The sequence below is a fragment of the Priestia sp. YIM B13551 genome (assembly GCF_042787905.1).
Classification (GTDB): domain Bacteria; phylum Bacillota; class Bacilli; order Bacillales; family Bacillaceae_H; genus Priestia.
The window spans coordinates 83385-107997 of record NZ_JBHZOX010000008.1 but is presented as its reverse complement, the minus strand read 5'-3'; the positions used below and the strand labels follow the sequence as shown (position 1 = coordinate 107997).

Genomic DNA, 24613 nt, shown 5'->3' with positions numbered 1-24613 from the left:
CTTCTATTACTGTTAAAAAAATATGATTAAGTAATGAAATTAAAAGCAGACGAGAAGCGTATAGCATGTTACGATAGGGACGGTATAGAAATTGGCATATGTCTGTTTCTAATAGAAGAGACAAATTTTAAAATTTTTAAATGTAAGGTTGTGATTCACCTGAGACTGAATAAATTTATTAGCGAATCTGGAAAGGCGTCAAGACGCGGGGCAGATAAGTTAATTAGTGAAGGAAGAGTAACCGTTAATGGAAAGGTTGCAAAAGTCGGAGATCAAGTTAAGCCTGGCGATGATATTCGAGTAAGCGGCCAACAGCTTCGGATTGCTCGAAATAATGTATATATTGCGCTTAATAAACCAGTCGGCATTACAAGTACGAGTGAAAAAAAAGTAAAGGGAAACATCATTGATTTAGTCAATCACCCTTTGCGTATTCACCACGTTGGACGACTTGATAAGGATTCAGACGGCTTAATTTTACTTACAAATGACGGCGATATTATTAATGAAATTTTACGTGCAGAAAACAAGCATGAAAAAGAATATATTGTTGCAGTAGATAAGCCAATTACACCAGAGTTTATCAAAAACATGTCTGAGGGAGTAAAAATTTTAGGCACAAAAACGCTTCCTTGTGAAGTGACACAGCTGTCTAAGTATGAGTTTCAAATTATTTTAACACAGGGTTTAAATCGTCAAATTCGCCGTATGTGTGAAGTGCTCGGATATGAAGTATACCGCCTTCAGCGCACGCGTATTATGAATATCCATTTAAACAACTTACCTGTTGGGCAATGGAGAGATTTAACGAAAAAAGAGCGTACGCAGCTATTCAAAGAATTAGACTATGAACCTAAAGAGTGGTAAATAAAAAGACACCAGCCTGTTAGACTGGTGTCTTTTTTATTCGCATACAACTACTTGTCTAGAAAATACGCTTTTGCGCGCTACGCAGCGATCTGAAATAGAAAAGCCAGCTTCATGAATCATATGGTCAATCGTATCTACTGTAATCACGACTACTTTATCCGCAAAGCGGCGAGCGTGTTTTAAAATAGAAAGCTGATCTTCAGGCGTCGCGTGGGTGTAGAGATTGTAAGGCATGTCGATGATAGCTACATCATAGTGAGTTGTAACATCTGAAATCGGTCCAGTTTTGACATCACCGCTTAAGCCGAAATGCGCAATATTTTCACGAGATCCGTCGGTCACAAGTGGATTGATATCGCGTCCTACAATATCAATGCCCATTGAAAGGGCTTCTACAAGGACTGTACCGATACCGCAGCATGGATCAATCGCTTTGATTCCTTCAGGGTTTGGAACGGCAATGTTAGCTACAGCTCTTGCAAGGCGGGTACTGAGTGCTGTAGAGTATTCACGCGGTTTCTTCAAATGATGCAGCCATACCGCTTCGCTTTTTTGATATTTCCCAAAATACCAGCGTCCTTCAAATGGAACAATGCCAAACAAATGGTCAGGGTTATGCAAGTCTGCTTCTGCTACAAAATGCCAACCCACATCACGTTCAATAGCACGCTGACCTTTATAACTTATTTTTTGATCTTTTTCCAAGTCATTAATTTTCATGAAAATGAGTTTAAATGTTTTGTCTCCAAGGTCAATATCTTCTACTTGTTTACAAATATCTGCAAGGTCATCTGATTCATACATAATATCTAATCGCTCTTTGATAAAAGGGCTTCTGCTTGGATCAAGTTTAACGGCACTTTTTATGATAGGTTTCTCAGTTTCAATTTCAAAAAGAGAGCGTCTCTCTAATTGACATAGTGAGAGTTCCTCTTCGCTGCATGCGTATGTGTAGATATACTGAGGCAGCTGCGTATGGTTATTCAATATCGTATCATCCTTTATCGTATCTAATTATCCTTCTTCTCAAACAATAGCGAGAAAAGAAGAGAAAAGCAACGAATTTAAATATATTTGCCCGTGAATACTAAATTGAAGCGCTACATAGTCCACTTATTTGACAAAACATGCTAAAATAACTGGTGATAACCTGCATGTGCTGCTGTCTATACAAAAGAACTGGATCAAGGTTTCTCAAAAATCATTTACACACTGCTGACATTTTGATGAATAGGAGAGGCTACGTGATGTCTAAAAGTGATCATGAAAAGCAACAGATGAGTCGGGCTGATATGAAAAAACAAGCCAAAACATCCTCGCAAAACCTTGTGATGAACGTACTCATTGCCATTGTATCTGTATGTATTTTAGCTCTTATTATAAATGTTTTTGTACTAATGAAATGAGCCGTTATGCTGCTCATTTCTTTTTATTAGGTTCAGCTTTTATTGAAGCGTTTGAGGTCTCTTTCACTAGAGAGCACATTGTGAATAGCATATCTTTTTTTAACAAATGATAGTTGTGATATGATGAAGCAATAATACATTAGACAAAAAGCTGGAGGTTACTTAGTATGCCATTACTTAGATTTGATGTAATAGAAGGAAGAGATGAAAAAGAGTTAAAAACATTACTAGACGCTGCTCACCGAGCGATGCTAGAAGCCTTTGGCGTCCCGGAGCGCGACCGTTATCAAATTGTACATCAGCATCCTGCTCATGAAATGATTATTGAAGATACAGGTCTTGGCTTTGAGAGAAGCAAGGATTTGGTTATTATAAGTGTAACGAGTAAACAGCGGACAGAAGAGCAAAAGCAAGCTCTTTACAGATTAATTGTAAAAGAGCTTGGAGAGAGCTGCGGCATTCAGCCAAACGACATTATGATTTCGATTGTTGAAAACGGTAATGCTGACTGGAGCTTTGGCATGGGAGAAGCTCAATTCTTAACTGGGAAATTATAAAACGGTTTATTATCTAGAGAAGCCCTTATTTCTAAGGGCTTTTTCTCATTTTGTCTATAAAAATATTATTCTCTTAGTCACATCTTACTCAAAATTAAATACAGACATCTGTCAAATGAATGATACAATAAGCTTATATGCCATTTTGAGTGGAAAAACCATAAAAGAGTTCGGCGTACTAATTTTAGAACAACAATAAATTTACATAAAGATGTAAAGATTTAAAGGTTAAAAGAGAAGTGTATAAAATCTGTAAAACAAAAGAACAGTTACGCGTTAAACATAGGAGTAAAAGGTTCTTCACGTGTTTTTTCGGATAATAAGAGAAAGTAATTTTGATCATTGAGGAGGAACTTAGAATGTTTGGATTTGATGCAGGTGTATCGCCACTAGTGCGAATTAAAGTAATTGGGGTCGGCGGTGGAGGAAATAACACCGTTAACCGTATGATTGAACACGGTGTACAAGGAGTAGAATTTATCGCCGTTAATACGGATGCTCAGGCGCTTAACTTATCTAAAGCAGATGTGAAAATGCAGATTGGTGCGGCCTTAACGCGAGGATTAGGTGCAGGAGCTAATCCAGAAGTGGGAAGAGAAGCAGCCGAAGAAAGCAGAGAACAAATTCAAGAAGTACTGCAAGGCGCAGATATGGTATTCGTAACAGCTGGTATGGGCGGAGGAACCGGTACTGGAGCAGCTCCGGTTATTGCCCAAATTGCCCGTGAACTAAATGCTTTAACAATTGGAGTAGTCACTCGCCCGTTCAAGTTTGAAGGAAATAAACGTACGAAGCAAGCAGTAGGCGGTATTACTGCGATGAATGAATCGGTAGATACCCTTATTGTGATTCCAAACGACCGCTTGCTTGAAATTGTCGATAAAAAGACGCCTATGCTTGAAGCATTCCGTGAAGCAGATAATGTTCTTCGCCAAGGTATTCAAGGTATTTCAGATTTAATCGCTGTTCCGGGGCTGATTAACCTTGACTTTGCTGATGTAAAAACAATCATGTCTAATCAAGGATTTGCGCTTATGGGTATCGGACGAGCTTCCGGATCAGACCGGGCAATTGAAGCAGCGAAAAAAGCGATTTCTAGTCCGCTGCTAGATGCATCGATTGATGGAGCAAGAGGCGTGCTGTTGAACATTACGAGCGGCAGCAGCTTGAGTCTTTACGAAGTACAGGAAGCAGCAGATATTGTCACGTCTGCTTCTGATCAGGACTTAAATATGATTTTTGGGTCCGTGATCAATGAAGATTTAAAGGACGAAATGATGGTAACCGTTATTGCCACTGGATTTGATGATGAAGATGTTTCACCATCAGCTTCTACTTCTAGAGTTTCAAGAGCACGCTACTAAATTAAATAACCAGCTTTTATGGTGGCAATTGTTTTTCAATTGCCTTAAAAGGGAATCCGGTGCAAATCCGGAGCGGTCCCGCCACTGTAACAAGGAGCCTTATGTCAAAAAAGCCACTGTCTATTTAGAGACGGGAAGGCGGTATAAGGCAGTGACTTGAAGCCAGGAGACCTGCCATAAATCGCAGCACACAATAACCTACGAGGATAGGGAGGTGTTTTGGCAGAACCAAAAATAGGATAAACAAGGGATACGTTTATCTGAATTTGTTGTGAAGACAAGCACTTCTTTTTAGAAGTGCTTTTTTGTGTATTAAAATAGAAGGTGGAAAAATCAATGATAAATAATAAAAAACTCGTATCTATGATATTTCTTGTGTTACTTTGCCTCACTGCTTGCGCTCCTAATGAAGAGAGCATAAGTATAAAAGAAAGAAAGAAAACGGATAAAAGTGTGACGTTTTTATTTAATTTTACATCTGCAACGCTTGATCCTCATACGGATGATAATTATACAGCAGTTCGTGCGGGAGTAGGGGAGACGCTTGTTAAAATCAGCAATGATTTAAAAATAAAGCCCTGGCTTGCTGAAAAGTGGGAAACGAAAGATAACGGTCTTACGTGGACATTTACGATAAGAAAGAACATTACGTTTCAAAATGGCAAAGCGCTAGATGCAAATGCCGTTAAGTCTTCTCTTCAAAGAACGATAGATCAAAGCTATGCGATGAAAAACGCTTTAAATATTAAAGAAATGAAAGCGAACGGTCATGCGCTGACAATTACATTAAAAGAACCAATGCCTAAATTTCCTTCTGAGTTAGTGCATCCAAACACAGCTATTATAGATGTTGATGTTTCTAGTATAGCTAAGAAGCCCATTGGCACAGGGCCATTTCACGTTTTGACTTTCGATCAAGGAAATCAAGTGAAGTTAGAAAGATATGAACATTATTGGAATGGGAAAGTAAAATTGAAAAATGCGATCTTTGCATTTAACGAAGATGCTAATGCGCGAGTTGCGGCTCTTCAGTCCGGGACAGCCGATATTATTTATCGCCCGCCTTTAGAAAGCTTGAGCACTTTACAAGCGAATTCGTCTTTCAAAGTAAGTGGAGTACCTAGTGTGCGTACTCATTTATTGCTTTATAATCAAACCAATGACGCATTAAAAGACGAAACTGTAAGAAAAGCTATCGATACCTTACTGAACCGGAAAGAAATTGTCAGCAGCATAATGAACAATCAAGCGGCAGCGGCTCGAGGTCCATTTTTACCCCAATTTCCTTTTGCTGATAATACTGCTAGTGAGACAAAAGGAATAGCATATGCTAAAAAATATTTAGAGAAAGCAGGCTATCAACTCAAAAATGGCAAAGTAATCAAAAATGGAAAGCCATTATCCCTCTCTCTTGTCACATACAGCTCATTGCCAGAACTTCCTTTGATTGCTCAGCTTATACAGTCTAATGCGAAAGAGTTAGGAATTAATATTAAGATTCACCTAGTTGAAGACAGCGATGAATATGTAATGGCAAAAGATGATTGGGATTTAGCATTGTACAGCCTTATCACAGCACCTAGAGGGGATGCCAGCTATTATTTAAGCACGAACTATTTGCCGGGCGGTGGTTTAAATGCCAGCCGGATTAATGACGATACGCTAACAAAAATGATAGAACAGTTAAATTCAACAGTAGATGACGCAAAACGAGATCAGCTAGCCAAGCAAGCAACCGCTTTGATTAATGGGGAAATGCTGACGTCATCGATTGTACATCCAAACATTGTTGTTGCTTATAATCAAAAAGTGAAAAACTGGACAACAAATCCAAGCGAGTATTATATGCTGACTCAGCATTTAGACGTAACGCCATAGTCAATATCGTTGTTCCTATAGGAAAAAGAGAAAGGATACAATGATAGATAAAAGGATGTGACAGTAAACGTGCAAGAAGTACAAATGTATCAAATTAAAGAAGTAAAAGAAAAGGATGCTGAAGTGATTCAGTTTGTCATGAATATGCGGAATGAGCTATTTCCTATGCTGGAAAAAAATCAGCTTTCTGTGGATTTGCTTCATTTTAATGAACATTATGTTCAAGCGAAAGGCGCTGCTTTTTTTGCAGCTGTCACGGAAAATCAACAAGTAATTGGAACAATTGGTTTATACGCTTACGATGGAAGGTTTCATGCATTAAAAAAGCGATATGAACATAAAACTGCAGCCGAGATTGTAAAATGCTATGTCGATCCAGCATACCGGCGTCTAGGCATTGGACAGCAGCTGTTAAAGGCAGTGGAACAATTTGCTCAAAATCATTTTTATGACACGTTGTATCTGCATACTCATCCTTTTTTACCGGGGGCTATCCCATTCTGGATTTCACAAGGTTTTATCGAAAGGCTTGCTGAACAGGATGAGCCATGGAATACGCTGCATATGGACAGAAAAATACAACCGGTCGTAATGTAACGATATTATACAGTAATTACCATGGAATCTAGATAAGAGCTCATGCTATAATGAACGTACTTACATTTATAGCCTGTAGGGCAAGTCCTTACAGAAAAGAACCACGTTTCGAATTGGCTGAAACGTGGTTTTTTTCTATGAAAAACAAATAACAAAATATTTTTGAAAATATATATGAAATCGCTTTCAAAATAATGAAATATATTATATAATTACTAGTGTTGTGTTGTACTTTGTTAGTGTTAAATCAATATCCTACATGTGTGAGCCGATTGCCTTATGGTAGTCGGCTTCCTTTTTTATGGTAGAACTCTAAAGGGAAATAGCATTTGTTAAAATGGCTGTAATTGTCATGACAATAGTTGTCCCAAAGGCCCACTTGAAAAGAAACTTTTGATGCTCGCCGAAATCTACTTCAACCAATTAATTTATATTATAGCATTAGAATTAATGTTAAAGTTTGGAATTTTTAAATAAGATAGCTTCAACCTAAAACTAAACCAGCCGCCTTATAGGCGACTGGTTTAAGCTAGGTCAGCTGTTATGGACTGCTTTTGAAGGTGATCAGACAGCAGGCTGTAAGCAATAATTTTCTTTTTATACTGTTTTACGACATCGACATGATCATCATAACTGTATACGCATAATCGAACATCTTTTTTTCCTTTTTTCGTATCGATAACCAGTGGAGTTTCACTGTCTTCTAGGTGTTTATAATAGTCCTTATTTCCTTCATGGACATAATATTGTTTTAAAAATGTTGCTTTATTAAAATAATCAATCACTTGCATTTTGTCTTTGCCTTCTAAATGTTTCCCATCAACTGTGACAGTAACGTTTTGATCATCAAGTGTTGGGTGTAATTGAAATTTAGTCATAAGCCATTTGACCACTGGAGTTGGAAGACACGTTACTAATATTTTGAGTGCACTTACAAGAATGATGGAAAGTAATACAATCCACGTCATAGTTAATCATCTCCGCTATAGTTTAAATGAAATAAGATTACATACTTATTTTACCACAGAGAACATGAGTACTTTTTGTACATTATGTGAACCTTCCTTAGTGAAAAGATGTATATGAAATGCGTTTATTTATGCACATTTAGGGAAATATAGAATTATAACAAATACTACATATAAAAAAAGGAGAAAAAATTATGTTGTGGACGATTATTGGACTTTTATTTATTTTTTGGTTATTAGGATTAGTTTTTCATATTGGCGGCGGCATCATTCACATTCTTCTTGTCATTGCAGTGATTGTGCTAATCGTAAAACTTGTGAAACGAATTTAGATATAAAAGGCCTTTCCTTAGGGAAAGGCCTTTTATGTGGAGAGATTATAAAAACAAGACGTATTTTGATATAAAAAATCATATGCTTCCGTTCCAGAAACTCCTTTGAGACGTGCTATTTCCTCAACGGACTGATGTATCATTGATGGAACCGTTGTCTGGTTTTGAAAAGGTCCTTCAAATGGCCACGGACCATCTGTTTCGACCATCAAGTAGTCAAGAGGGTATTCCATGGCAAGCGCTTGGATTTTAGGCTTATATACAATATCAGGTGTAACTGAAATATAGTAACCGTTGTTTTTCATTCGTTCAACGGTTTTTTTAGCTCCTTTGAACCAGTGGAAGTGAGCTTTAGACACGGAATGTTTTTCTAGTAAGTCACACACAATTTCAGCGTCTTCATATACAGCGTGAAGAATTAACGGTTTTCCCCACTTTTTTGAATGAATAATAAAAGCTTCAAGCAGCTCCAAATAGGGCTCTAGAGAAAGAGTATAGGTCTGATTTAAGTAATAAGGTAGACCAACCTCACCAACAGCTATCATTTCTTCATTGTTTTGATCAATCCAGGCAAACAGCTCCGCTAATTCATTTGAAGAAGGCAGTATTTGTTCAGGATGAAATCCGTAGGCTGGTTTCACACAGGAATACAATTGGCTGATTTTTTGATTAAGTTGGCAAGACTGTAATGTGGAAGATACAGAAATAAGCGCTTGTAACGAAGGATCCTTCTCTATTATGTCTTTCCAGCTTTTCGGTTCATATTGATCGAGGTGAATATGAGCGTCAATGATTTGTTTCATAAATATCGCTCCTTTCAGCCCAATTTGTTTAGAAATAATACGTAAGAAAATGTATGCTTCTGTTAGGCTTCCATCTTATTTTTTATGTGTTTTTTGTTCCCCCATTTAGTAATAGATGAAAACGTATAAACAATAAGAGCTAACCAAATAAAACTAAAAGCAATAACATGAGCTTTTGTTAGCGATTCATGGTATAGAATTACTCCTGCTAGCAGAGATAAGGTTGGTGAAATATATTGAAGAATACCAAGCATTGATAATGATACTTTTTTAGCACTTTTTGTGAATAATAAGAGTGGTAGAGCTGTGACCATTCCACTTCCGATTAATAAAAGACTTGTTGAAAAAAAATCAAAAAACTGCAAGTGTGATTGAAACGTGAGGTAGCCTATGTATGCTAATGCAATAGGGGAGATGACCATCGTTTCAAGAGTTAATCCATTGTTGAATCAGTTTTAATCTTTTTCTTTGCGAAACCATATAATCCGAAAGTAAGAGCTAAACTAAGCGAAATCCAAGGAACCACACCATAATGAAGACTGAGTGTTAATACGCCGATCCCTGCTAGTATAAATGCAAAAATTTGAGCCCCGCTTAATCTCTCTTTTAAGACAATAACACCTAATAAAACACTTGTTAGGGGATTAATATATTGTCCAAGGCTCGCTTCTACTATTTTTCCATCAATGACAGCCCACATAAAAATGCCCCAATTTGCACTAATAAGTACAGACGCAGTCAAAAGGGACCAGAATAAGGATGGTTTTTTCATTATTTCTTTTACAAACGTAATGTATGTACGCCATTTCTTTGTTATCAATAAAAGAATAAGCATAAAAATAAAAGACCAAAAAACGCGCTGAGCTAAAATCTCCCCTGGTGCTACGTGGTGAACCAGCTTCCAATAAATTGGCGTGAGCCCCCACATAAGATAAGAAAGGACTGCATACGTTACACTATCTTTGTCATGATTTAAGTTCATTTAAAACCTTCTTTCTAACATGAGATACATTTGGTAGTAAGAGTCATAGATTAACATAAAAAAGCAGCATAAACGATTATATCACAGAGAAAAACGATTCTTCACATGTTGAATGGCTCAAAAAAGCGCTATGCGCAAGGTCATTGCTTTTCCATGTCTAAAATAAAATCAAATTGCATGTTTCTAATAAGGTAAGTGCTTACACAAGTGTGCATGATAAGCGCTCCTTCAGCTTATATTCAAGTGGTTATGAAAAACAGTTGATTTCCCCATTAGAAACTGTCAAGCTTAAGGAAGAAAAAAATCTTAGAGGAAAGAATATATAGGTGACGAATATGATCGAAATAAAAGTGTCTGCGATAAGCGACGGAGAATTTAATAGAGGTGTATTTGCTAAGCAAGATATTAAAAAAGGAACGCTTATTCACGAAGCTCCTGTTATCGCTTATCCTAATAAAGAGCATGATTTTATTGAGAAAACAACACTAGCGGATTATGCTTTTGAATATGGAGTGAATCATACGGCTATTCTTTTGGGATACGGTATGCTGTTTAATCACTCGTATACACCCAATGCTACGTATGAAATTAATTTTGACAATCATACCTTTGATTTTTATGCATATACGGATATCCAAGCAGGAGAAGAAATTCTCATCAACTATAATGGAGATGAAGATGATCAAGAGCTCCTTTGGTTTGATCGTGAAGATGAAGAAGAACAAAAGTAAAAAGTTAAGCCCATCGAAAATCGATGGGCTTTTTATTATGCTTTTTTATCTGGATACATAGTAGAATTCAAACGGATGAATTGATAAATATGCGTAATAATAACTTTTAAAACGGCATATCCAGGGACGGCTAAAATAATACCTATGATTCCGAATAAGTTTCCGGCGGTTAGAATGACAAAAATGACTGTAATCGGGTGAATGTCTAGGCTTCTTCCCATAATTTGCGGAGATATTACTTTACCTTCAAGCAATTGAACAACTGCCCAGACAATGGCTAGTTTTACAAGCATGAAAGGAGAGGTAATAAACGCAATAATAATTGCTGGTATGATGGCGATAATAGGACCAAGGTAAGGCACAACATTGGTTACCATGGCGATAATCGCTAAAAGTAATGCATAGTCTAATCCAATAATCAGATAGCCAATGAAAAGCAGTACACCTATACAAATTGCAACGAAAATTTGCCCGCGAATATATGCGCTTAGTGCATGATTCATATCGGCTAAAATAAACTTAGCCTCAGAACGAGAACGATTTGGAAGCAGCTTCACAATGTAATTAGGAAGATTTTTTCCATCTTTCAACAAGTAAAAAAGAATAAAGGGTAAAACGGCAACCGATAATATTATTTCTGTGATGGTTCCGACAAAATTAACGATACCGCTTGAAAATCCAGAAACATATTTACTCAAGTGTTTGGAAGCATCTTTTGAAAGCTTGTCTAGGTCTGTGTTGGCCGACTGAAGACCCTGCTCGACATATCGGTTATTTGAAAGATTCGTCACCGCATGCTGAACGTCATGCGTCAGCTCTGGGATATTATCAATAAGACGGTCAACTTGATTTTTTAGAGGCGGAATAACCGATGAAATAATAATGGCTAATGCGCCGATAATCACTATGTATAAAACAAGAATGGAAATAATTCGTTTTACACCTTTTCGTTCTAAAAAGTCAACAAGCGGATTAAATAAATAAAAGCAAATTCCTGCTAAGATAATCGGCAGTGCGATTGTTTTAATAAAAATAGAGATAGGAATTAAAATAAATCCGATTTTTGATAACGAAAAAATAGTCATGCTGAGAATAAAAATAATAATTGTATATACAACAAATTTATTATTTAAGATTTTTTCTCGGAAAAAAGTTCCTTTCTGAGGTCTAGGTTCCAAGCTGTTCAACTCCTTTAAAAAATAAATGTATAGTTATCATACCCTGATTTAGACTAATTTAAGAGGGTTTTTTACAAAGAAGTGTGCATACTAGTAGAAAATCTTCTAGAAAGAAGGGGTGAAATCATTGAAAGAACACAAACCGTATGATGATTTCTCTACAGTAGAAAAAAGCCACGAGTATATAACCGCTGAAGAATTTCCAGACGGTCCTTTCGGCTCTCCTGTTAATCAAAAACTTGGGAAATCTGCTTCATGGGAAGAAGGGCAGCGAACGTATAGCGCATTTAATTATGAAAACAAAAATCTTCATGAAAAAGCGCAAAGATTATTTCCAGGCGCGCATCCTGTACATGATAACCCAGAGGAACATGAACAAAATCCAAGTTAATGTCTTTATTATGCTCTGAATATATTGCCCTATCTTTTTGCTGAATTATGTTGACAATAAGCAATTTAGCCTGTAATATAAAACGTAACTTATCACTGTTTCTACAGGATTCGACAAAATTTGATTTACTTAAACTTGTGATCTCAACTTCTATTTACAGCTATTAGAGCGCTGTAAGTAGAAGTTTTATTTATGTTATCGATAAAAAAGAAAAAAGCAGGTCTGCTCAAGCAGGCCTGCTTTTTTTATTATTGAACAGCGTCAAATTTATTTACTTTCCACTGAGAATTAGATTTATAGAATGTGACAGTGCGTTTTACGCTGCCGCCATCTACAGTTGGAACTGTGAATTCATAAGAGCGAACTGTTGCTGTTTGATACACAAGCTTTGTTTTTGCTTTTGACCACTCTAACATGCTGAATCCGTCGCCGATTGGATGTGCAAGTTTGCCGTTATATGTGATATAGCCATAATTTGTTAATCCTTTTTCTACTGCACTATTTGTAAATGTCTCAGATAAGTAGCTTGATAGCTCAGCTTTTGTATCAAATTCAGGGCAAAGATACACGTACTCAGTTCCTTTATATTCAAATGTACGTTCTGTACATGGTTTGTTTTTATAACCGTGCAGAGCACTCCAGAAATGATTGCTGGCACTAGCTGCAATTTTGACAGCATTTGCATCCGTTAGTGTTGTAGATGTTGTTTGTGCTGTAACTCCAGTGCTTAGTGTAAAGAAAATAGCGATTGATGATAAAACTAGTCCAATTTTTTTCATTTCTAACTCACTCCTAATTAATTAACCTTATTTATGTAACAATTATGTGTTTTATATTTCTTTTGTTACATTTATATTACAATAAATCTGTAACAAAAGAAAGTGTTTTGTCTTTTTTTTCTTAAATTTTTTTAGTTTTTTACTAGTTTCTAAAATAGATATAGTAAGGGAATTACCAGTTAAATGTTGATTTATCAACGTTTTCAGGCGTTTCTTTCTACTTTTTAATCTTTTTGTTACAAAAATATTGTTTGTAACAAAACTGTAATAAAAGAAGCTTAATACCTTTACGATACAGAAAAATAAAGATAAAACGGTGAAAAAGTGAATGTGAAAACTGTTTTTTTTCCCTTTTTTAGGCATATTTCTTTTACCATTTTCAGCTTTTTAGTAGGGTAGATTAAGAGGAGGCGAAATGATGAAAGGCATTATACATAGTGAAAAAAGTGGAATAGCAGGCATGAATTACAGAGATCTTCAGGAGATGCAACCTCAAAGAGGAGAAATAAAAATAAGGTTAAAAACAGCAGGTTTAAACCGGAGAGACTTGTTCGTTATGAAAAATCGAGGTAAAGGAGATAAGCCGTTTATTCCCGGTTCAGACGGTGCAGGTATTATAGAAGAAGTGGGAGAAGGCGTAAAAGGTTTAAAAACTGGAATAGAAGTGATCATTAATCCAAGTCTGGAGTGGGATCGTGTAGAGGACATTCCGTTTACACCTAAAATTTTAGGTGGTCCATCGAATGGAACATTTGCAGAGTATGTAATCATAAAAGCGGATAATGTTGTGCAAAAGCCATCTTATCTATCTTGGAAACAGGCGGGGGTTCTTTCATTATCCGCTTTAACTGCCTATAGAGCTCTATTTACAAAAGGGCAGTTAAAAAAAGGAGAGCACCTCCTTATTCCCGGTATAGGAAGCGGAGTCGCGACCTATGGATTGTTATTCGCAAAAGCTATCGGAGCTAACGTAACAGTCACTTCTAGAAGCGATGAAAAAAGAAAGCAAGCTCTAAAGCATGGAGCGGATTATGCATTAGACAGTGGAAGCAGTCTAAAAGAAGAAATCAACAATAGAAAAGTAGATATCATACTTGATAGTGTGGGGGCAGCTTTATTTCCTACTTATTTTGAAATATTAAAGCCAAATGGAAGAATTGTTAATTTTGGGGCGAGTTCTGGAAATGAAGTTGAATTGCCTCTAAGAACTATTTTTTATCCTCAATTCAATATACTTGGCACGTCTATGGGAAGTCAGGAAGAATTTGTGGACATGATGGATTTTATAGAGAAACATCAAATTAAACCAATCGTCGATCGATTCTATCCGTTGTCAGAGGCAGCTGCAGCTTGCGAACGATTAGATAAAGGAAAACAATTTGGCAATATAGGTTTACTTATTTCAGAATAAAAAGGTCCCCAGCGCTAACTGGGGACCTTTTTATATAATCAAACGTTTGTTTAAATGAAAGAAACAAGGTAATAACAGGATTTTTAGCAGTTTTTTATCATAACCACCAAGCTAACAAAAAGGTAACAAATCCCCCTAGTATCAAAAATCCCATGCTGTATTTGAGCGTGTATTTGAACAGTTCACTTTCTTTTCCAGCCAGTCCCACTGCTCCGGCAGCGACGGCAATTGATTGAGGAGAAAGCATTTTAGCCATCACTCCGCCGGCAGTATTGGCCGCTACAAGAATAATTGGCAAAACATTAATTTGCTGAGCTGTAGTTAGCTGCAAGTTGCCGAACAGCGCATTATTTGATACGACAGACCCCGTTAGAAATACGCCGATCCAGCCAAGAAATGGAGATAAAAATGGAAAATAAGCAGCTGATGTAGCGAGCGCTAATCCAAGTGTAGAAGACTGTCCTGAATAATTTGAAATAAAAGCAAAAGCAATGACCATCATAATAGTAATAATAGGTCTTGATAATTCTTTTACGGTTTCTAAAAGAGTGGTCCATGCCACTTTTGGCGATACGTTAAGCAAGAAAACTGAAAGGATACAAGCAATAAGAATTGCTGTACCTGTTGCTGCAAATAGGTCTATTTTTAAGACAGCAGCGTAAGGCGTAGGATCTTTTACTAAAGGCGCTGCTTTAATTACGTGATTGTGTAAAAATGGGACGTTAATAAGCAGGTTCATATGTTCAAGCATCGTTTTGACAAAAGAAATGCTCCAAGCCGTAACGAGTATCGTTAATAGAATAAAAGGAGACCAAGCCTTTAAAATCTGTTTTGGTGACAGGCTGAAGCTTTTAGCTGCTGCCGGGCTTGTTCGTTTAATATAAAAAGCAAGAGCAAGCAAACTCACAATAGAAGATGTGATATTTGGAAGTTCAGGGCCGATGTATGTAACAGTTAAATACTGTGTCAGTGCATAGGAAACGGCTGTGATGCTCGTTGCTTTCCATACGTCTTTTAATCCTTTTATCCCATCCATAATAAAGACAAGTAAAAAAGGGATAAGAAAAGAAATAATCGGAAGCTGCGTGCCAAGAAAATGAGCAATTTCTTTTGGATCTATGCCAGATACTTGTCCTGCGACAATGACAGGAATCCCCATGGCGCCAAACGCTCCTGAAGCTGTATTAGCAATTAAACATAGCGCCGCTGCTTTTAACGGTTTGAACCCAAGTCCAACTAGAAGCGCTGCTGTAATGGCAATTGGAGCTCCAAATCCCGCTGCCCCTTCTAAAAAAGCATTAAAGGAAAAAGCAACAAGCAGCATTTGCAAGCGGGGGTCATCGGTTATTGAAATAATAGATTGTCTGATGGTAGTAAACTGTCCGCTTTTGACAGTTAGCTTATATAAGAACACCGCTCCGATAATAATATAGCTGATGGGCCAAAGTGCATACAGAAACCCATAGCCTGTGGCTCCTAAAACCATTGAGGCAGGCATATCATAAAAATAAATAGCAATAATCATAGAAAGAAGCACCGTAATACCGGCAGCAATGTGTCCTTTTAATTTCAAAAGAGTTAAAGCAATAAAGAAAAAGATAATGGGAATGAGTGCAATTAGTGCAGAAAGCCAAATATTATCTAAAGGATTATATACCTGAGTCCACGTCATATTCATACACCTCTACTACATATTTAAAACAAGGTAGCGGGGGAGTCCCCCGCAAAAATCTTTAGATGTTACACAAAAGCTCTGTCGCGAGTTTGCTTAAGAATGCTAGCAGAGTGCTCGAGCTGCTGCTGTTCGTGAGGAGTTAAATTCAATTCAATAATTTGACGCACGCCGTTTTTATTAATGATAGCTGGTACGCCGATATACACATCAGAAATACCGTATTGTCCTTCTAATAAAGCAGATACTGTTAAAATAGAATTTTCATCATCTAAAATAGCCTTGGTAATGCGTACAAGCCCCATTGCAATTCCGTAATAAGTCGCTCCTTTTCGATTAATAATATGGTAAGCCGCATCGCGGGTTTGTTCGAATAGATGCTGCATATCCGGTTCTTTTTCAATAGCGGCAGTATTGATAAAATGTTCGAGCTTCACACCGCCAATTTGCGCGTGGCTCCAAACAGGAAATTCCGTATCTCCATGTTCCCCCATAATATAAGCGTGGACGTTGCGAGAATCTACTTCGAAATAGTCGCTTAACAAGTAGCGGAAGCGAGCTGTGTCAAGAATCGTTCCTGAACCAATTACCCGTCCGTTTGGTAATCCTGATACTTTTTGTGTAACGTGTGCGAGAATATCAACTGGATTTGTTGCCACTAAAATGATGCCGTCAAATCCGCTGTTCATAATATCTTTTACAATGCATTCGAAAATTTTAACGTTTTTTTCAACTAGATCTAAGCGTGTTTCCCCTGGAGCTTGATTAGCGCCCGCTGTAATAACTGCTAAATCAGCGTCAGCACAGTCTTTATAATCTCCAGCCCAGATTTTCATCGGTGTGGCAAATGGCATTCCATGATTGATATCACGTGCTTCACCTTCTGCTTTTTCTTTGTTCATATCGATTAACACTAATTCATTGGCAATACCTTGATTCACCATTGAAAAAGCGTAGCTTGAGCCAACAAAACCAGTTCCGATAACGGCAACTTTTCGTGTTTTTGGTGTAAATTGTGTTTTCATTTGTATCATCCTTTGAATTTTATTTTGTGATGTTTTTCACAATGTTAGTGTAACAAGAATAAATAGCTTCAGCTGTGATAAAAATCACACCCTTTAAAAAATAGTAAACAATTTTACAGGGCGATTTAAAAAAATGTCCTTCTACATGAAGTGCCACATTTAGAAAGATCTTAAACGTTTAAAGTGTTGAGTAAAGGCAACTTGTTTTGCAGAAAGCTAAAGAGTTTAACATTCTCTATTTGTATGTTAGCAGCCAATAATGTTTCTATAGACCCACACGAAATCCATTTGTTACACTAAGTTTGCTTATTTTGAATAAAGGAGTGGAAAGGATGGAGAACTACTATGAGCAAGCCCAAAAAGGTGCTTGGGTTAGTATCTTATCATATATCTTTTTATCAGCATGTAAACTTATCATTGCGGGTGTCACCGCTTCCTCTGCATTAAAAGCCGACGGTCTTAATAATGTTACAGATATTATTGCATCAATTGCCGTCTTAGTCGGCTTAAAAATCTCTAAAAAACCTCGCGATAATGATCATCCCTATGGACATTCCAGAGCGGAACATATCTCTTCACTTATTGCTTCTTTTATCATGATGGTCATCGGACTAGAAGTATTGGTCGATGCGGGTCAGTCATTATTTATGGACAAATCTGAAGCGCCTAATTTACTGGCTGCTTGGGTAGGTCTTGGAGCGGCTGCTGTTATGGGTGGTGTCTACCGATATAATATTAAGCTTGCTAAAAAACTTGATAGCCAGTCTTTATATGCGGTTGCTAAAGATAATTTGTCTGATGCACTTGTGAGTATAGGGGCTGTTGTGGGAATTTTCGGCTCACAATTCGGCCTGCCCTGGCTGGACGTGGTAGCTGCTTTTGCTCTGGGAATTATTATTTGTAAAACAGCCATCGAGATTTTTAAAGAAGCGGCTCATTCCTTAACGGACGGATTCGACGAAGAGAAGTTAGGGCACTACAAAGAAAGCATCGAGCTTGTAGAAGGTGTAAAAGAAGTAGAAGATGTGAAAGCGCGCAAGCTTGGTAATCAAGTCGTGATTGATGTAACTGTTAAAGTAGATCCCCATTTAAATGTTATCAAAAGCCATGAAATTGCTGATCAAATTGAACATATGATGAACGATAAGCATCAAATTAAAGATACGCTTGTTCATATTGAACCTGATGCATACGAAAAGCAAAAATAAGACCAGCACGTTCTTTCGTTATGAAAGGATGCGCTGGTTTTATTTTGCGGGAATTTGAAATAAATCACAAAAACTTCTTCAAAAATGAAAATGAAAAGCCGTTATTAGTAATATAAAGATTTTTGTAGAAGGGTGAGGGAATGAAGAGGTTAAGTGCAAAGCTCGTAGTATTTTTTAGTATTTTTATAGCTATTTTATTATTAGTTGTTTCAGGGGCTGTTTATCAATTTACCAAAACGCAAATAGAAAAAGATGTAGAAGTTCAGTCTCAAAGTCAAGTGAAAGAGTTAAAAGAAACGATTCATACATACTTAGACATGTATAGTCGTTCTTTGCTGACGTATAGTGAAAACGATGTAATTGTTAATTTTGTTAAGCAGGAAGGAGATCAAACAAACCAAGAGAAAAATCCGTATTTTACATGGAACACAGTTCAAAAAGAGTTTACACAGTTTAAAGAAAAGTATCCAAACCTAGTACTTGAATACATAGGCACTAAAAATAAAGGAATGTATTCTGTTCCTAAACAAGAGTTTGGTTCAAACTATGATCCGACTTCAAGGGTATGGTACAAACAAGCGGTAGAATCACCTGATGAGGTTATTTATACGGATCCATATGAAGATGCAGCAACAAAAAAGACGGTCGTGACAATTGCAAAGGCTATTTTAGATCCAGATACTAAAAATGTGCTGGGCGTTATAGCTACTGATTTAGACTTAGATGCATTAAAAAACATTGTAGGTAAAGCAGAAGTAAATCACGGTGGGTATGCATTTTTATTTGATCAAAATGGCACAGCGCTCGTTCATCCAACAGAAGCTGGGAAAAATTTAATGAATCAGCCATTTATGAAAAAAATGTACGAAGCAGACCGGAATAGAGATTTCATGAAGTATACCTTTCAAGGTGAAGAGAGAGTGATGGCATATGATACTCTCGAAGGGACGAATTGGAAGATAGGAAATGCCTTTATTTATAATGAAATGCTCTCAAGCGCTCATCATTTACTGACTGTTATTGTCTGGATTGCGTTAATTGGCATCTTATTATCAGTGGTGTTAACCATCTTTTTTTCAAGAATCATTACTAATCCGATTCGCCGCTTGAAAAATGAAGTAGCCAAAGTAACAGCTGGCGATTTAACGGTTCAGGTGAAGACGAAGTCAAAAGATGAAATTGGTGAGCTTACTCATTTATTTAATGATATGGTAGCCAAAATGAAAACATTGATCGGCACGGTTCAGACGTCTGTTGAGACAGTGAAAACGTCTGTTGAAGACTTGAGCGCCGTATCTGAAGAAGCAACTGCATCCAGTGAGGAAATCGGCCGGGCTATCCATGAGATTGCGAGCGGTGCCACGCAGCAAGCTTCTGATGCTGACTCTACTAATCATAAAACGATGAGTTTATCTTCGCAAATTGAAGAAGTCATTGAACAAAACGCACAGATTAATAAAATGACGATTGAAGCTGTAAGCATCAATGAAAAAGGTTTAAAACAGATGCAGCTCCTTCGCAACCAAACCACTGAATCGTCTCAAACGATTCACGCTGTTCAAGCTGTAATGGAAGAATTAACAAATAAGATGAAAAAAATTGAATCTATTATTTTCACGATTAATAGTATTTCAGATCAGACAAATTTACTTGCATTAAATGCTAGTATTGAAGCAGCTCGTGCAGGAGAACATGGCAAAGGATTTGCGGTAGTAGCTGAAGAAGTGCGAAAACTTGCTGAACAGTCCTCTCAGGCCACTGAACAAGTTCGCCATACGATTGGAGCGATTCAAGGGGAAGTCGCTGCTGCGCGTGAAGAATGCAACCGTACAGAAGAGCTTTCAAAGTCTCAAGACTTTGTGGTAGGAGATACAGAACGAGCTTTTCATGAAATTGCAACTACGATTGAACAAGTGGCAGCGGCTGTCGAACATGTGACAAGCAGCATGGACAGTATCGATGAGCATAAGGAAGACGTGGTAGCGGCAATTCAAAGCATAGCAGCTATTGCACAGCAATCAGCAGCGGGAACTGAAGAAATTACCGCTTCTACAGAAGAACAAATTAGAGCTATTTCTACTGTTTCTCAATCAGCTGAACATCTGCAAGAGATTAGTGAAGAATTAGCTAACTTGATTCGTCAGTTTAAAATTCAATAGAAAAAAAAGAGGCTAGGACAAAAGTATTTTAGTTAAAGGAAAATCCGAACGGTGAATTGAGATTCTTGATAAAGAATCCAACTTGTTCGGATTTTTTTTATTGATATGGTGAACGCAGGTTTCATGTATGTTGCTGCTTCTAGCTGGTGATTGGAGGGCAAGACGAAGACTCCGGCCGCCTGCGGAAAGCGAAGTCTTGCACGGAAATCAGCAGCGGTGTCTCAAGCGATCCATATGAGCATATTTCTCCTATTTGTTTGCCTTTAGCTGGTTGTGTCTTAATCTCTCTTTTATGTTTAATAGGAAAACAACTTGCTGTAAGGCAAAAAGACTTGCTGAGTTGGAGGTGCAACAGCTGACACACGCTGATGTGTAAACGGGTGTATAAAAGAAAGCTTAATGGCATGTAAAGCTTGCTGCTGCTCTTTTAATCTCTTTCCTCCATAAAGCGTATCGCCAAGTAATGGATAGCCGATGTGACTCATATGAACACGAATTTGGTGAGTGCGTCCGGTTTCGAGCGAAAGTTCAATAAGCGTTTCGTTTTTTGCCGTATTGCGTTTTAACACCCGATAACGTGTTTTGGCAGCTTGTCCCGTTCTAGATACTCTTCTTCTTGTAGCGTGATGACGATCGCGTCCAATGGGTTCATTGATGATGCCGTCCTCTTTTTTTATGATTCCTTGGACGAGGGCAATATAAGTCCGATTAATTTTACGTTCAGCCAGCAGCTGATCAAACACAGAGCTTGCTACAAAATGCTTCGTGAATAAGATAGCACCTGATGTATCGCTGTCCAAACGGTGAACGTGTCTAGGCTTTGTTTTGAGGCCTATTTTTTGAAAATAAGCAGCTACAGCATTCAAAAGAGTTTTTTGGTCTTGCTCTGATGAAGGATGAGTATCTAGGTTTATTGGTTTGTTTACGATTAGTACGTGCTCATCTTCAAACAAAATCTCTATATCAACATTGTAAGGTGTTATTTCATTAGGCTCTGCTTCAAAAAAAGGGAGTGACATTTTATCATGTTCCTTAAGCGTGTTTCTCCATGGTAAAGGCTCACCGTTTATAAGGACATTTTTATTCATCCGAAACTGATGCAACGTTTTTTTAGGAATACGCCATTTCGTTTTTAAATAATCTTCAATTGTTTGCCCTGCATCATTTTTTGCGATTTTATCTTCTAGCCATTGGCCGTGTATACTCATATTTAATCCCTTCCTTACATACTAGTAAATATCCTTTAATCTTTTAAAAGAACTTGTAAATAATTAGGAGGAAATAACTACCTGAAGTTCTCGTTTTATGTTTGTGTTATGCTAAATAAAGAGACATAAGTTAAGAGAAAAAAGGGGGGGTAACCATGAAAATTGCCCAAGCAGCTCCGCCAGAAATGGAGAATTACATAGAAGAGTTGACTGAACAGCTTCGCTATGACTTGTTACCTCGGTATGTATCTGTAGATAAGCTTAATCCTGATGAATTATTAAACCCAGATTATTGTACAGACCATTTATATAATGGCTTACTCGATGAAGCATTGCAAGTCATTAGTAGCCTTCAGACAATAATTGCCGTGATTGAAGCGATTCAACATCGGCCGATTGAAGAAAGCGACTGCGAGCAATTCGAAAAAAATATTTCAATTTTAAAAAAATACGGGTTCTTATTTCCTGTTTCCATTGAGTGTTTTGCAAAAGAAAACAATTTGATTACGTATTCGTATGAATCGTTTTATAATTCATACATAAATTAAAGAAAGAGGCTGGGACAAAAGTATTCTAGACGAAGTGAAGAACGAACCATTGATCGAGATTTTTGATTAGTGGTTCATTTTTTTGTTATGGTAAACGTAGGTTTCTTGAGGGGAGGTCTTTCTAGCAGTTGATTGGAGGGCAAGGCGGAGACTCCTGCGGGAAAAGCGGAACAGGTGAGACCACACAGGAGCGTATGCGACGAGGAGGCTCAGCGCCCGCCCGCGGAAAGCAAAGTCTTGCACGAAAATCAACTGTGGTGTCATAAGCGGTTCAGCTCATGTATAATAGTTTTTCGTCTTTCAATTGGACTCATTTAGTTGTGTCTCAACTTCTTTCTTTTTATTGGCATATTTCAGATTTCAATTGGACATTCAAAAAGAGCTTGTGATATGGTCAAACTTGTATAAAGCCATCACAAAAAACAAATAGGAGCGAAAACATGACAAAAGCAAAATTATGTTTTATCGGTGCAGGCTTTCACGCATCAACGAACATTTATCCGTCCGTTATTGAAGCGGGAGCAGAAATTAAAGCAATTTCCACACGCAGTATGGAAAGATCAAAAGCTGCTCTTCAGCGATTTGGGAGCAGCGGTACGCCATACGATGATTATAAGAAAATGCTGAAGCAGGAAAAGTGCGACGGAGTAGTAGTTGTGGCACAGCCTGAAGATCATCCTGCTTTGGTGCTTGATTGCATTCGAGCGGGAAAAAATGTTTATGTGGACAAGCCTTTGGGGATGAATGAAAGAGAAGCAAAAGAGATTTCAGATGCTGCTAGGGAAGCTGGCGTAAAAGTAATGGTAGGTTTTATGAAGCGCTATGCACCTTGCTATATAAAACTAAAAGAGCTAATTGAAGAAGGAAACCTTGGAAACGTCCGTTCATTTCAAGCGAGGTTTGCTGTAGACAGTACCCCTTTTTGTAAAGATGAAGAGCAGTTTATGAAGCTTGCTGCCATACATATCGTTGATCTTGTCCGTCACTTGTTCGGCGAAGTCGTTCACGTGACAGGGTTCAGAAATAATCATGGTGAGTATATTTCAAATAGTATTTCGCTGAAGTTTGAAAATGGCACGGTAGGAAGCCTGTATTTTACTGGCATGACAGCGTGGTCTCGCGAAAGCGAAAACTTATTAGTGACATTTGACAATGGCTTTGCTTTTGCTGATGAAGTAAACGCATTGACTATTCACGAATCTCAGACTTTTGATGAATTACCATGGAAGTCATTAAAAGAAAACGACCGTGTGTTTACACCTTCTACTTCTCCAATGTCAGGAGCATATCGAGATCTTTACCTTCGTGGATTTGTTGGAGAGATGGCTCATTTCATTGAGTGTTGTACAAGTGATAAAGAACTTCTTTCCAGTGGAAGTGACAATGTAAAAACGATGAGATTATGTGATCGAATACTGTCATCTTTAATGTAAAGAAAGTTTTAAAGAAAAGAATGTACTATGAATAACTTGCTGTAAATTATGTAAATCATACTAAATAATGTTATGATTAGACAGGTCGTATAAACGAAATTGTTTACCTTTCATAAGATTACAGAACGTTTCAATCTTATTACATATGTTTAAAATTAGCCTAAATGGTTTCTTTTTACGCCTATATCATATACAATGCCCCCTAGATGATTTTTTCGAATAGCTAATAATCGTTTAGGATTATGAAAGGAGATTAATCATGAAAAAACTGATGTATACATTGCTCATTGGGTTAATTGCTGCAGCTTTAACAGCATGCGGTTCAAACGATGATGCAAAGCAATCAAAAAGTGATGATCAGAAAACTGCACAAACTGAGAAGCAAAAAGAGGCTCAGGAAAAGCAGGAAAAGCAAGCAAAAGAAATGCAGAAGAAATTAGATAAACAAAAAGTAGATGAGAAGAAAACCGTAGCAGTTGTAAACGGTAAAAAAGTTTCTGGTGAAGAATATAATGCAGCCCTGGCTACATCACAAAATCAGTACCAACAAATGGGACAAGACCCAACATCTAAAGAAGCAGCTAAACAAGTAAAGCAGCAAACAATTGACAATTTAGTAGGTCAAACATTGCTATTGCAAGAAGCTGAAAAAAAAGGCTATAAAGCAACTGATGAAGAAGTAAATAAAAAGTTAAAAGAAACGAAAAAGCAGTTCAAAACAGATAAACAGTTTAAAGCGGCTTTAAAAGATGCAGGACTAACTCAATCACAATTAAAGTCTGAGCTGGCTGACAGCATTAAATATCAGCAGTACTTAGATAAAGACATCCAAACACCAGAAGTAACAGATAAAGAAATTCAAGATTATTACGATCAATTTGCAAAACAAAGCCAAAGTCAAGCAAGCGGCGGTAAAGAACAATCTCAAATGCCAAAGCTTGAAGACGTAAAGCCACAAATTAAGCAGCAGCTTGAACAACAAAAGAAACAAGAAGCATTGGAGAAAAAAGTTGAAGAACTTAAGAAAAATGCAAAAGTTGAAGTGAAGCTTTAAATACAAATGAAACGGCTCTTTAAAGGGCCGTTTTTTTGTTATGTACATTTATTGTTTCT

The 24613-nt window shown here is 37.3% G+C and carries 25 protein-coding genes, 1 pseudogene and 1 riboswitch; of the genes and pseudogenes, 17 read left to right on the top strand and 9 right to left on the bottom strand.

Annotated features, from left to right (window positions below):
• The first annotated feature begins 159 nt into the window (after positions 1–159).
• Positions 160–867 (top strand): 23S rRNA pseudouridine(2604) synthase RluF, encoded by a 708-nt coding sequence (gene rluF / locus ACFX4N_RS26215; protein ID WP_025601719.1) that lies wholly within the window; start codon positions 160–162, stop codon positions 865–867.
• A gap of 36 nt (positions 868–903) precedes the next feature.
• On the opposite strand, the gene ACFX4N_RS26210 is transcribed toward rluF, so the two are convergent.
• Complete coding sequence (locus ACFX4N_RS26210; protein ID WP_057240565.1) at positions 904–1857, bottom strand: TRM11 family SAM-dependent methyltransferase; 954 nt, start codon at positions 1855–1857, stop codon at positions 904–906.
• A gap of 260 nt (positions 1858–2117) precedes the next feature.
• Here ACFX4N_RS26210 and ACFX4N_RS26205 point away from each other — a divergent pair, with 260 nt between their 5' ends.
• From ACFX4N_RS26205 to ACFX4N_RS26185, 5 genes are all read left to right on the top strand, one after another.
• The gene (locus ACFX4N_RS26205; RefSeq protein ID WP_013055238.1) at positions 2118–2276 is read left to right on the top strand and encodes a hypothetical protein; all 159 of its coding nucleotides are present in this window, start codon (positions 2118–2120) and stop codon (positions 2274–2276) included.
• A gap of 167 nt (positions 2277–2443) precedes the next feature.
• A complete protein-coding gene (locus ACFX4N_RS26200; protein ID WP_013055239.1) occupies positions 2444–2833 on the top strand; it encodes a tautomerase family protein in 390 nt (129 codons plus the stop codon).
• 359 nt (positions 2834–3192) lie between these two features.
• Complete coding sequence (ftsZ, locus tag ACFX4N_RS26195; RefSeq protein WP_057274962.1) at positions 3193–4197, top strand: cell division protein FtsZ; 1005 nt, start codon at positions 3193–3195, stop codon at positions 4195–4197.
• A 2-nt stretch (positions 4198–4199) separates the two neighbouring features.
• Positions 4200–4391, top strand: a riboswitch (cobalamin riboswitch).
• Between the two features lie 142 nt (positions 4392–4533).
• Complete coding sequence (nikA, locus tag ACFX4N_RS26190; protein WP_057274963.1) at positions 4534–6075, top strand: nickel ABC transporter substrate-binding protein; 1542 nt, start codon at positions 4534–4536, stop codon at positions 6073–6075.
• 69 nt (positions 6076–6144) lie between these two features.
• Positions 6145–6672, top strand: a complete 528-nt coding sequence (locus ACFX4N_RS26185) for a GNAT family N-acetyltransferase (protein ID WP_013055242.1) — start codon at positions 6145–6147, stop codon at positions 6670–6672.
• A 524-nt stretch (positions 6673–7196) separates the two neighbouring features.
• Here ACFX4N_RS26185 and ACFX4N_RS26180 read toward each other — a convergent pair.
• Complete coding sequence (locus tag ACFX4N_RS26180) at positions 7197–7640, bottom strand: YfmQ family protein (RefSeq protein ID WP_013055243.1); 444 nt, start codon at positions 7638–7640, stop codon at positions 7197–7199.
• A gap of 194 nt (positions 7641–7834) precedes the next feature.
• On the opposite strand from ACFX4N_RS26180, the gene ACFX4N_RS26175 reads away from it, so the two are divergent.
• A complete protein-coding gene (locus ACFX4N_RS26175) occupies positions 7835–7972 on the top strand; it encodes a lmo0937 family membrane protein (protein WP_013055244.1) in 138 nt (45 codons plus the stop codon).
• A 32-nt stretch (positions 7973–8004) separates the two neighbouring features.
• Here the strand turns inward: ACFX4N_RS26175 and ACFX4N_RS26170 are convergent, their stop codons facing one another.
• Entirely contained in the window at positions 8005–8775 is a 771-nt protein-coding gene (locus ACFX4N_RS26170) for a TatD family hydrolase (protein WP_013055245.1), read from the bottom strand.
• Between the two features lie 62 nt (positions 8776–8837).
• Positions 8838–9757: pseudogene (gene rarD, locus ACFX4N_RS26165) on the bottom strand (EamA family transporter RarD).
• Between the two features lie 335 nt (positions 9758–10092).
• Here rarD and ACFX4N_RS26160 point away from each other — a divergent pair.
• Positions 10093–10488: an SET domain-containing protein gene (locus ACFX4N_RS26160; protein ID WP_013055247.1), complete on the top strand. Its 396-nt coding sequence runs from the start codon at positions 10093–10095 to the stop codon at positions 10486–10488.
• A gap of 35 nt (positions 10489–10523) precedes the next feature.
• Here the strand turns inward: ACFX4N_RS26160 and ACFX4N_RS26155 are convergent, their stop codons facing one another.
• Positions 10524–11666, bottom strand: coding sequence for an AI-2E family transporter (locus tag ACFX4N_RS26155; RefSeq protein WP_013055248.1), 1143 nt, complete (start codon positions 11664–11666; stop codon positions 10524–10526).
• Between the two features lie 127 nt (positions 11667–11793).
• On the opposite strand from ACFX4N_RS26155, the gene ACFX4N_RS26150 reads away from it, so the two are divergent.
• Entirely contained in the window at positions 11794–12057 is a 264-nt protein-coding gene (locus tag ACFX4N_RS26150; RefSeq protein WP_098548321.1) for a hypothetical protein, read from the top strand.
• A gap of 248 nt (positions 12058–12305) precedes the next feature.
• Here the strand turns inward: ACFX4N_RS26150 and ACFX4N_RS26145 are convergent, their stop codons facing one another.
• Positions 12306–12836, bottom strand: a complete 531-nt coding sequence (locus tag ACFX4N_RS26145; protein WP_013055250.1) for an IseA DL-endopeptidase inhibitor family protein — start codon at positions 12834–12836, stop codon at positions 12306–12308.
• 418 nt (positions 12837–13254) lie between these two features.
• Here ACFX4N_RS26145 and ACFX4N_RS26140 point away from each other — a divergent pair, with 418 nt between their 5' ends.
• Positions 13255–14247, top strand: coding sequence for a zinc-binding dehydrogenase (locus ACFX4N_RS26140; RefSeq protein ID WP_192101056.1), 993 nt, complete (start codon positions 13255–13257; stop codon positions 14245–14247).
• 97 nt (positions 14248–14344) lie between these two features.
• On the opposite strand, the gene ACFX4N_RS26135 is transcribed toward ACFX4N_RS26140, so the two are convergent.
• A complete protein-coding gene (locus tag ACFX4N_RS26135; protein WP_057274968.1) occupies positions 14345–15925 on the bottom strand; it encodes a lactate permease LctP family transporter in 1581 nt (526 codons plus the stop codon).
• A gap of 62 nt (positions 15926–15987) precedes the next feature.
• The gene (locus ACFX4N_RS26130; RefSeq protein WP_057274969.1) at positions 15988–16944 is read right to left on the bottom strand and encodes an L-lactate dehydrogenase; all 957 of its coding nucleotides are present in this window, start codon (positions 16942–16944) and stop codon (positions 15988–15990) included.
• 332 nt (positions 16945–17276) lie between these two features.
• Between ACFX4N_RS26130 and ACFX4N_RS26125 the strand changes: the two genes are divergently transcribed.
• The 3 genes from ACFX4N_RS26125 to ACFX4N_RS26115 all read left to right on the top strand — a co-directional run bounded on the left by ACFX4N_RS26125 (position 17277) and on the right by ACFX4N_RS26115 (position 20670).
• Positions 17277–18152 carry a cation diffusion facilitator family transporter gene (locus ACFX4N_RS26125; RefSeq protein WP_192101057.1) on the top strand — a complete coding sequence of 292 codons (876 nt, stop codon included), beginning with the start codon at positions 17277–17279 and terminating at the stop codon, positions 18150–18152.
• A gap of 140 nt (positions 18153–18292) precedes the next feature.
• A complete protein-coding gene (locus ACFX4N_RS26120) occupies positions 18293–20311 on the top strand; it encodes a methyl-accepting chemotaxis protein (RefSeq protein WP_192101058.1) in 2019 nt (672 codons plus the stop codon).
• A gap of 146 nt (positions 20312–20457) precedes the next feature.
• Positions 20458–20670, top strand: a complete 213-nt coding sequence (locus ACFX4N_RS26115; RefSeq protein WP_377263309.1) for a hypothetical protein — start codon at positions 20458–20460, stop codon at positions 20668–20670.
• Here ACFX4N_RS26115 and ACFX4N_RS26110 read toward each other — a convergent pair.
• Complete coding sequence (locus tag ACFX4N_RS26110) at positions 20608–21519, bottom strand: RluA family pseudouridine synthase (protein ID WP_098548319.1); 912 nt, start codon at positions 21517–21519, stop codon at positions 20608–20610. The genes ACFX4N_RS26115 and ACFX4N_RS26110 overlap by 63 nt on opposite strands.
• Positions 21520–21674: 155 nt before the next feature.
• Between ACFX4N_RS26110 and ACFX4N_RS26105 the strand changes: the two genes are divergently transcribed.
• The 4 genes from ACFX4N_RS26105 (at position 21675) to ACFX4N_RS26090 (ending at position 24554) form a co-directional block, all read left to right on the top strand.
• Positions 21675–22067 carry a YhcU family protein gene (locus ACFX4N_RS26105; RefSeq protein ID WP_013055257.1) on the top strand — a complete coding sequence of 131 codons (393 nt, stop codon included), beginning with the start codon at positions 21675–21677 and terminating at the stop codon, positions 22065–22067.
• Between the two features lie 128 nt (positions 22068–22195).
• A complete protein-coding gene (locus ACFX4N_RS26100) occupies positions 22196–22333 on the top strand; it encodes a hypothetical protein (RefSeq protein ID WP_179865099.1) in 138 nt (45 codons plus the stop codon).
• 174 nt (positions 22334–22507) lie between these two features.
• Positions 22508–23500, top strand: coding sequence for a Gfo/Idh/MocA family protein (locus ACFX4N_RS26095; RefSeq protein WP_098901484.1), 993 nt, complete (start codon positions 22508–22510; stop codon positions 23498–23500).
• Positions 23501–23759: 259 nt separating this feature from the next.
• Positions 23760–24554 (top strand): SurA N-terminal domain-containing protein, encoded by a 795-nt coding sequence (locus ACFX4N_RS26090; protein WP_057274973.1) that lies wholly within the window; start codon positions 23760–23762, stop codon positions 24552–24554.
• Positions 24555–24613 lie beyond the last annotated feature (59 nt).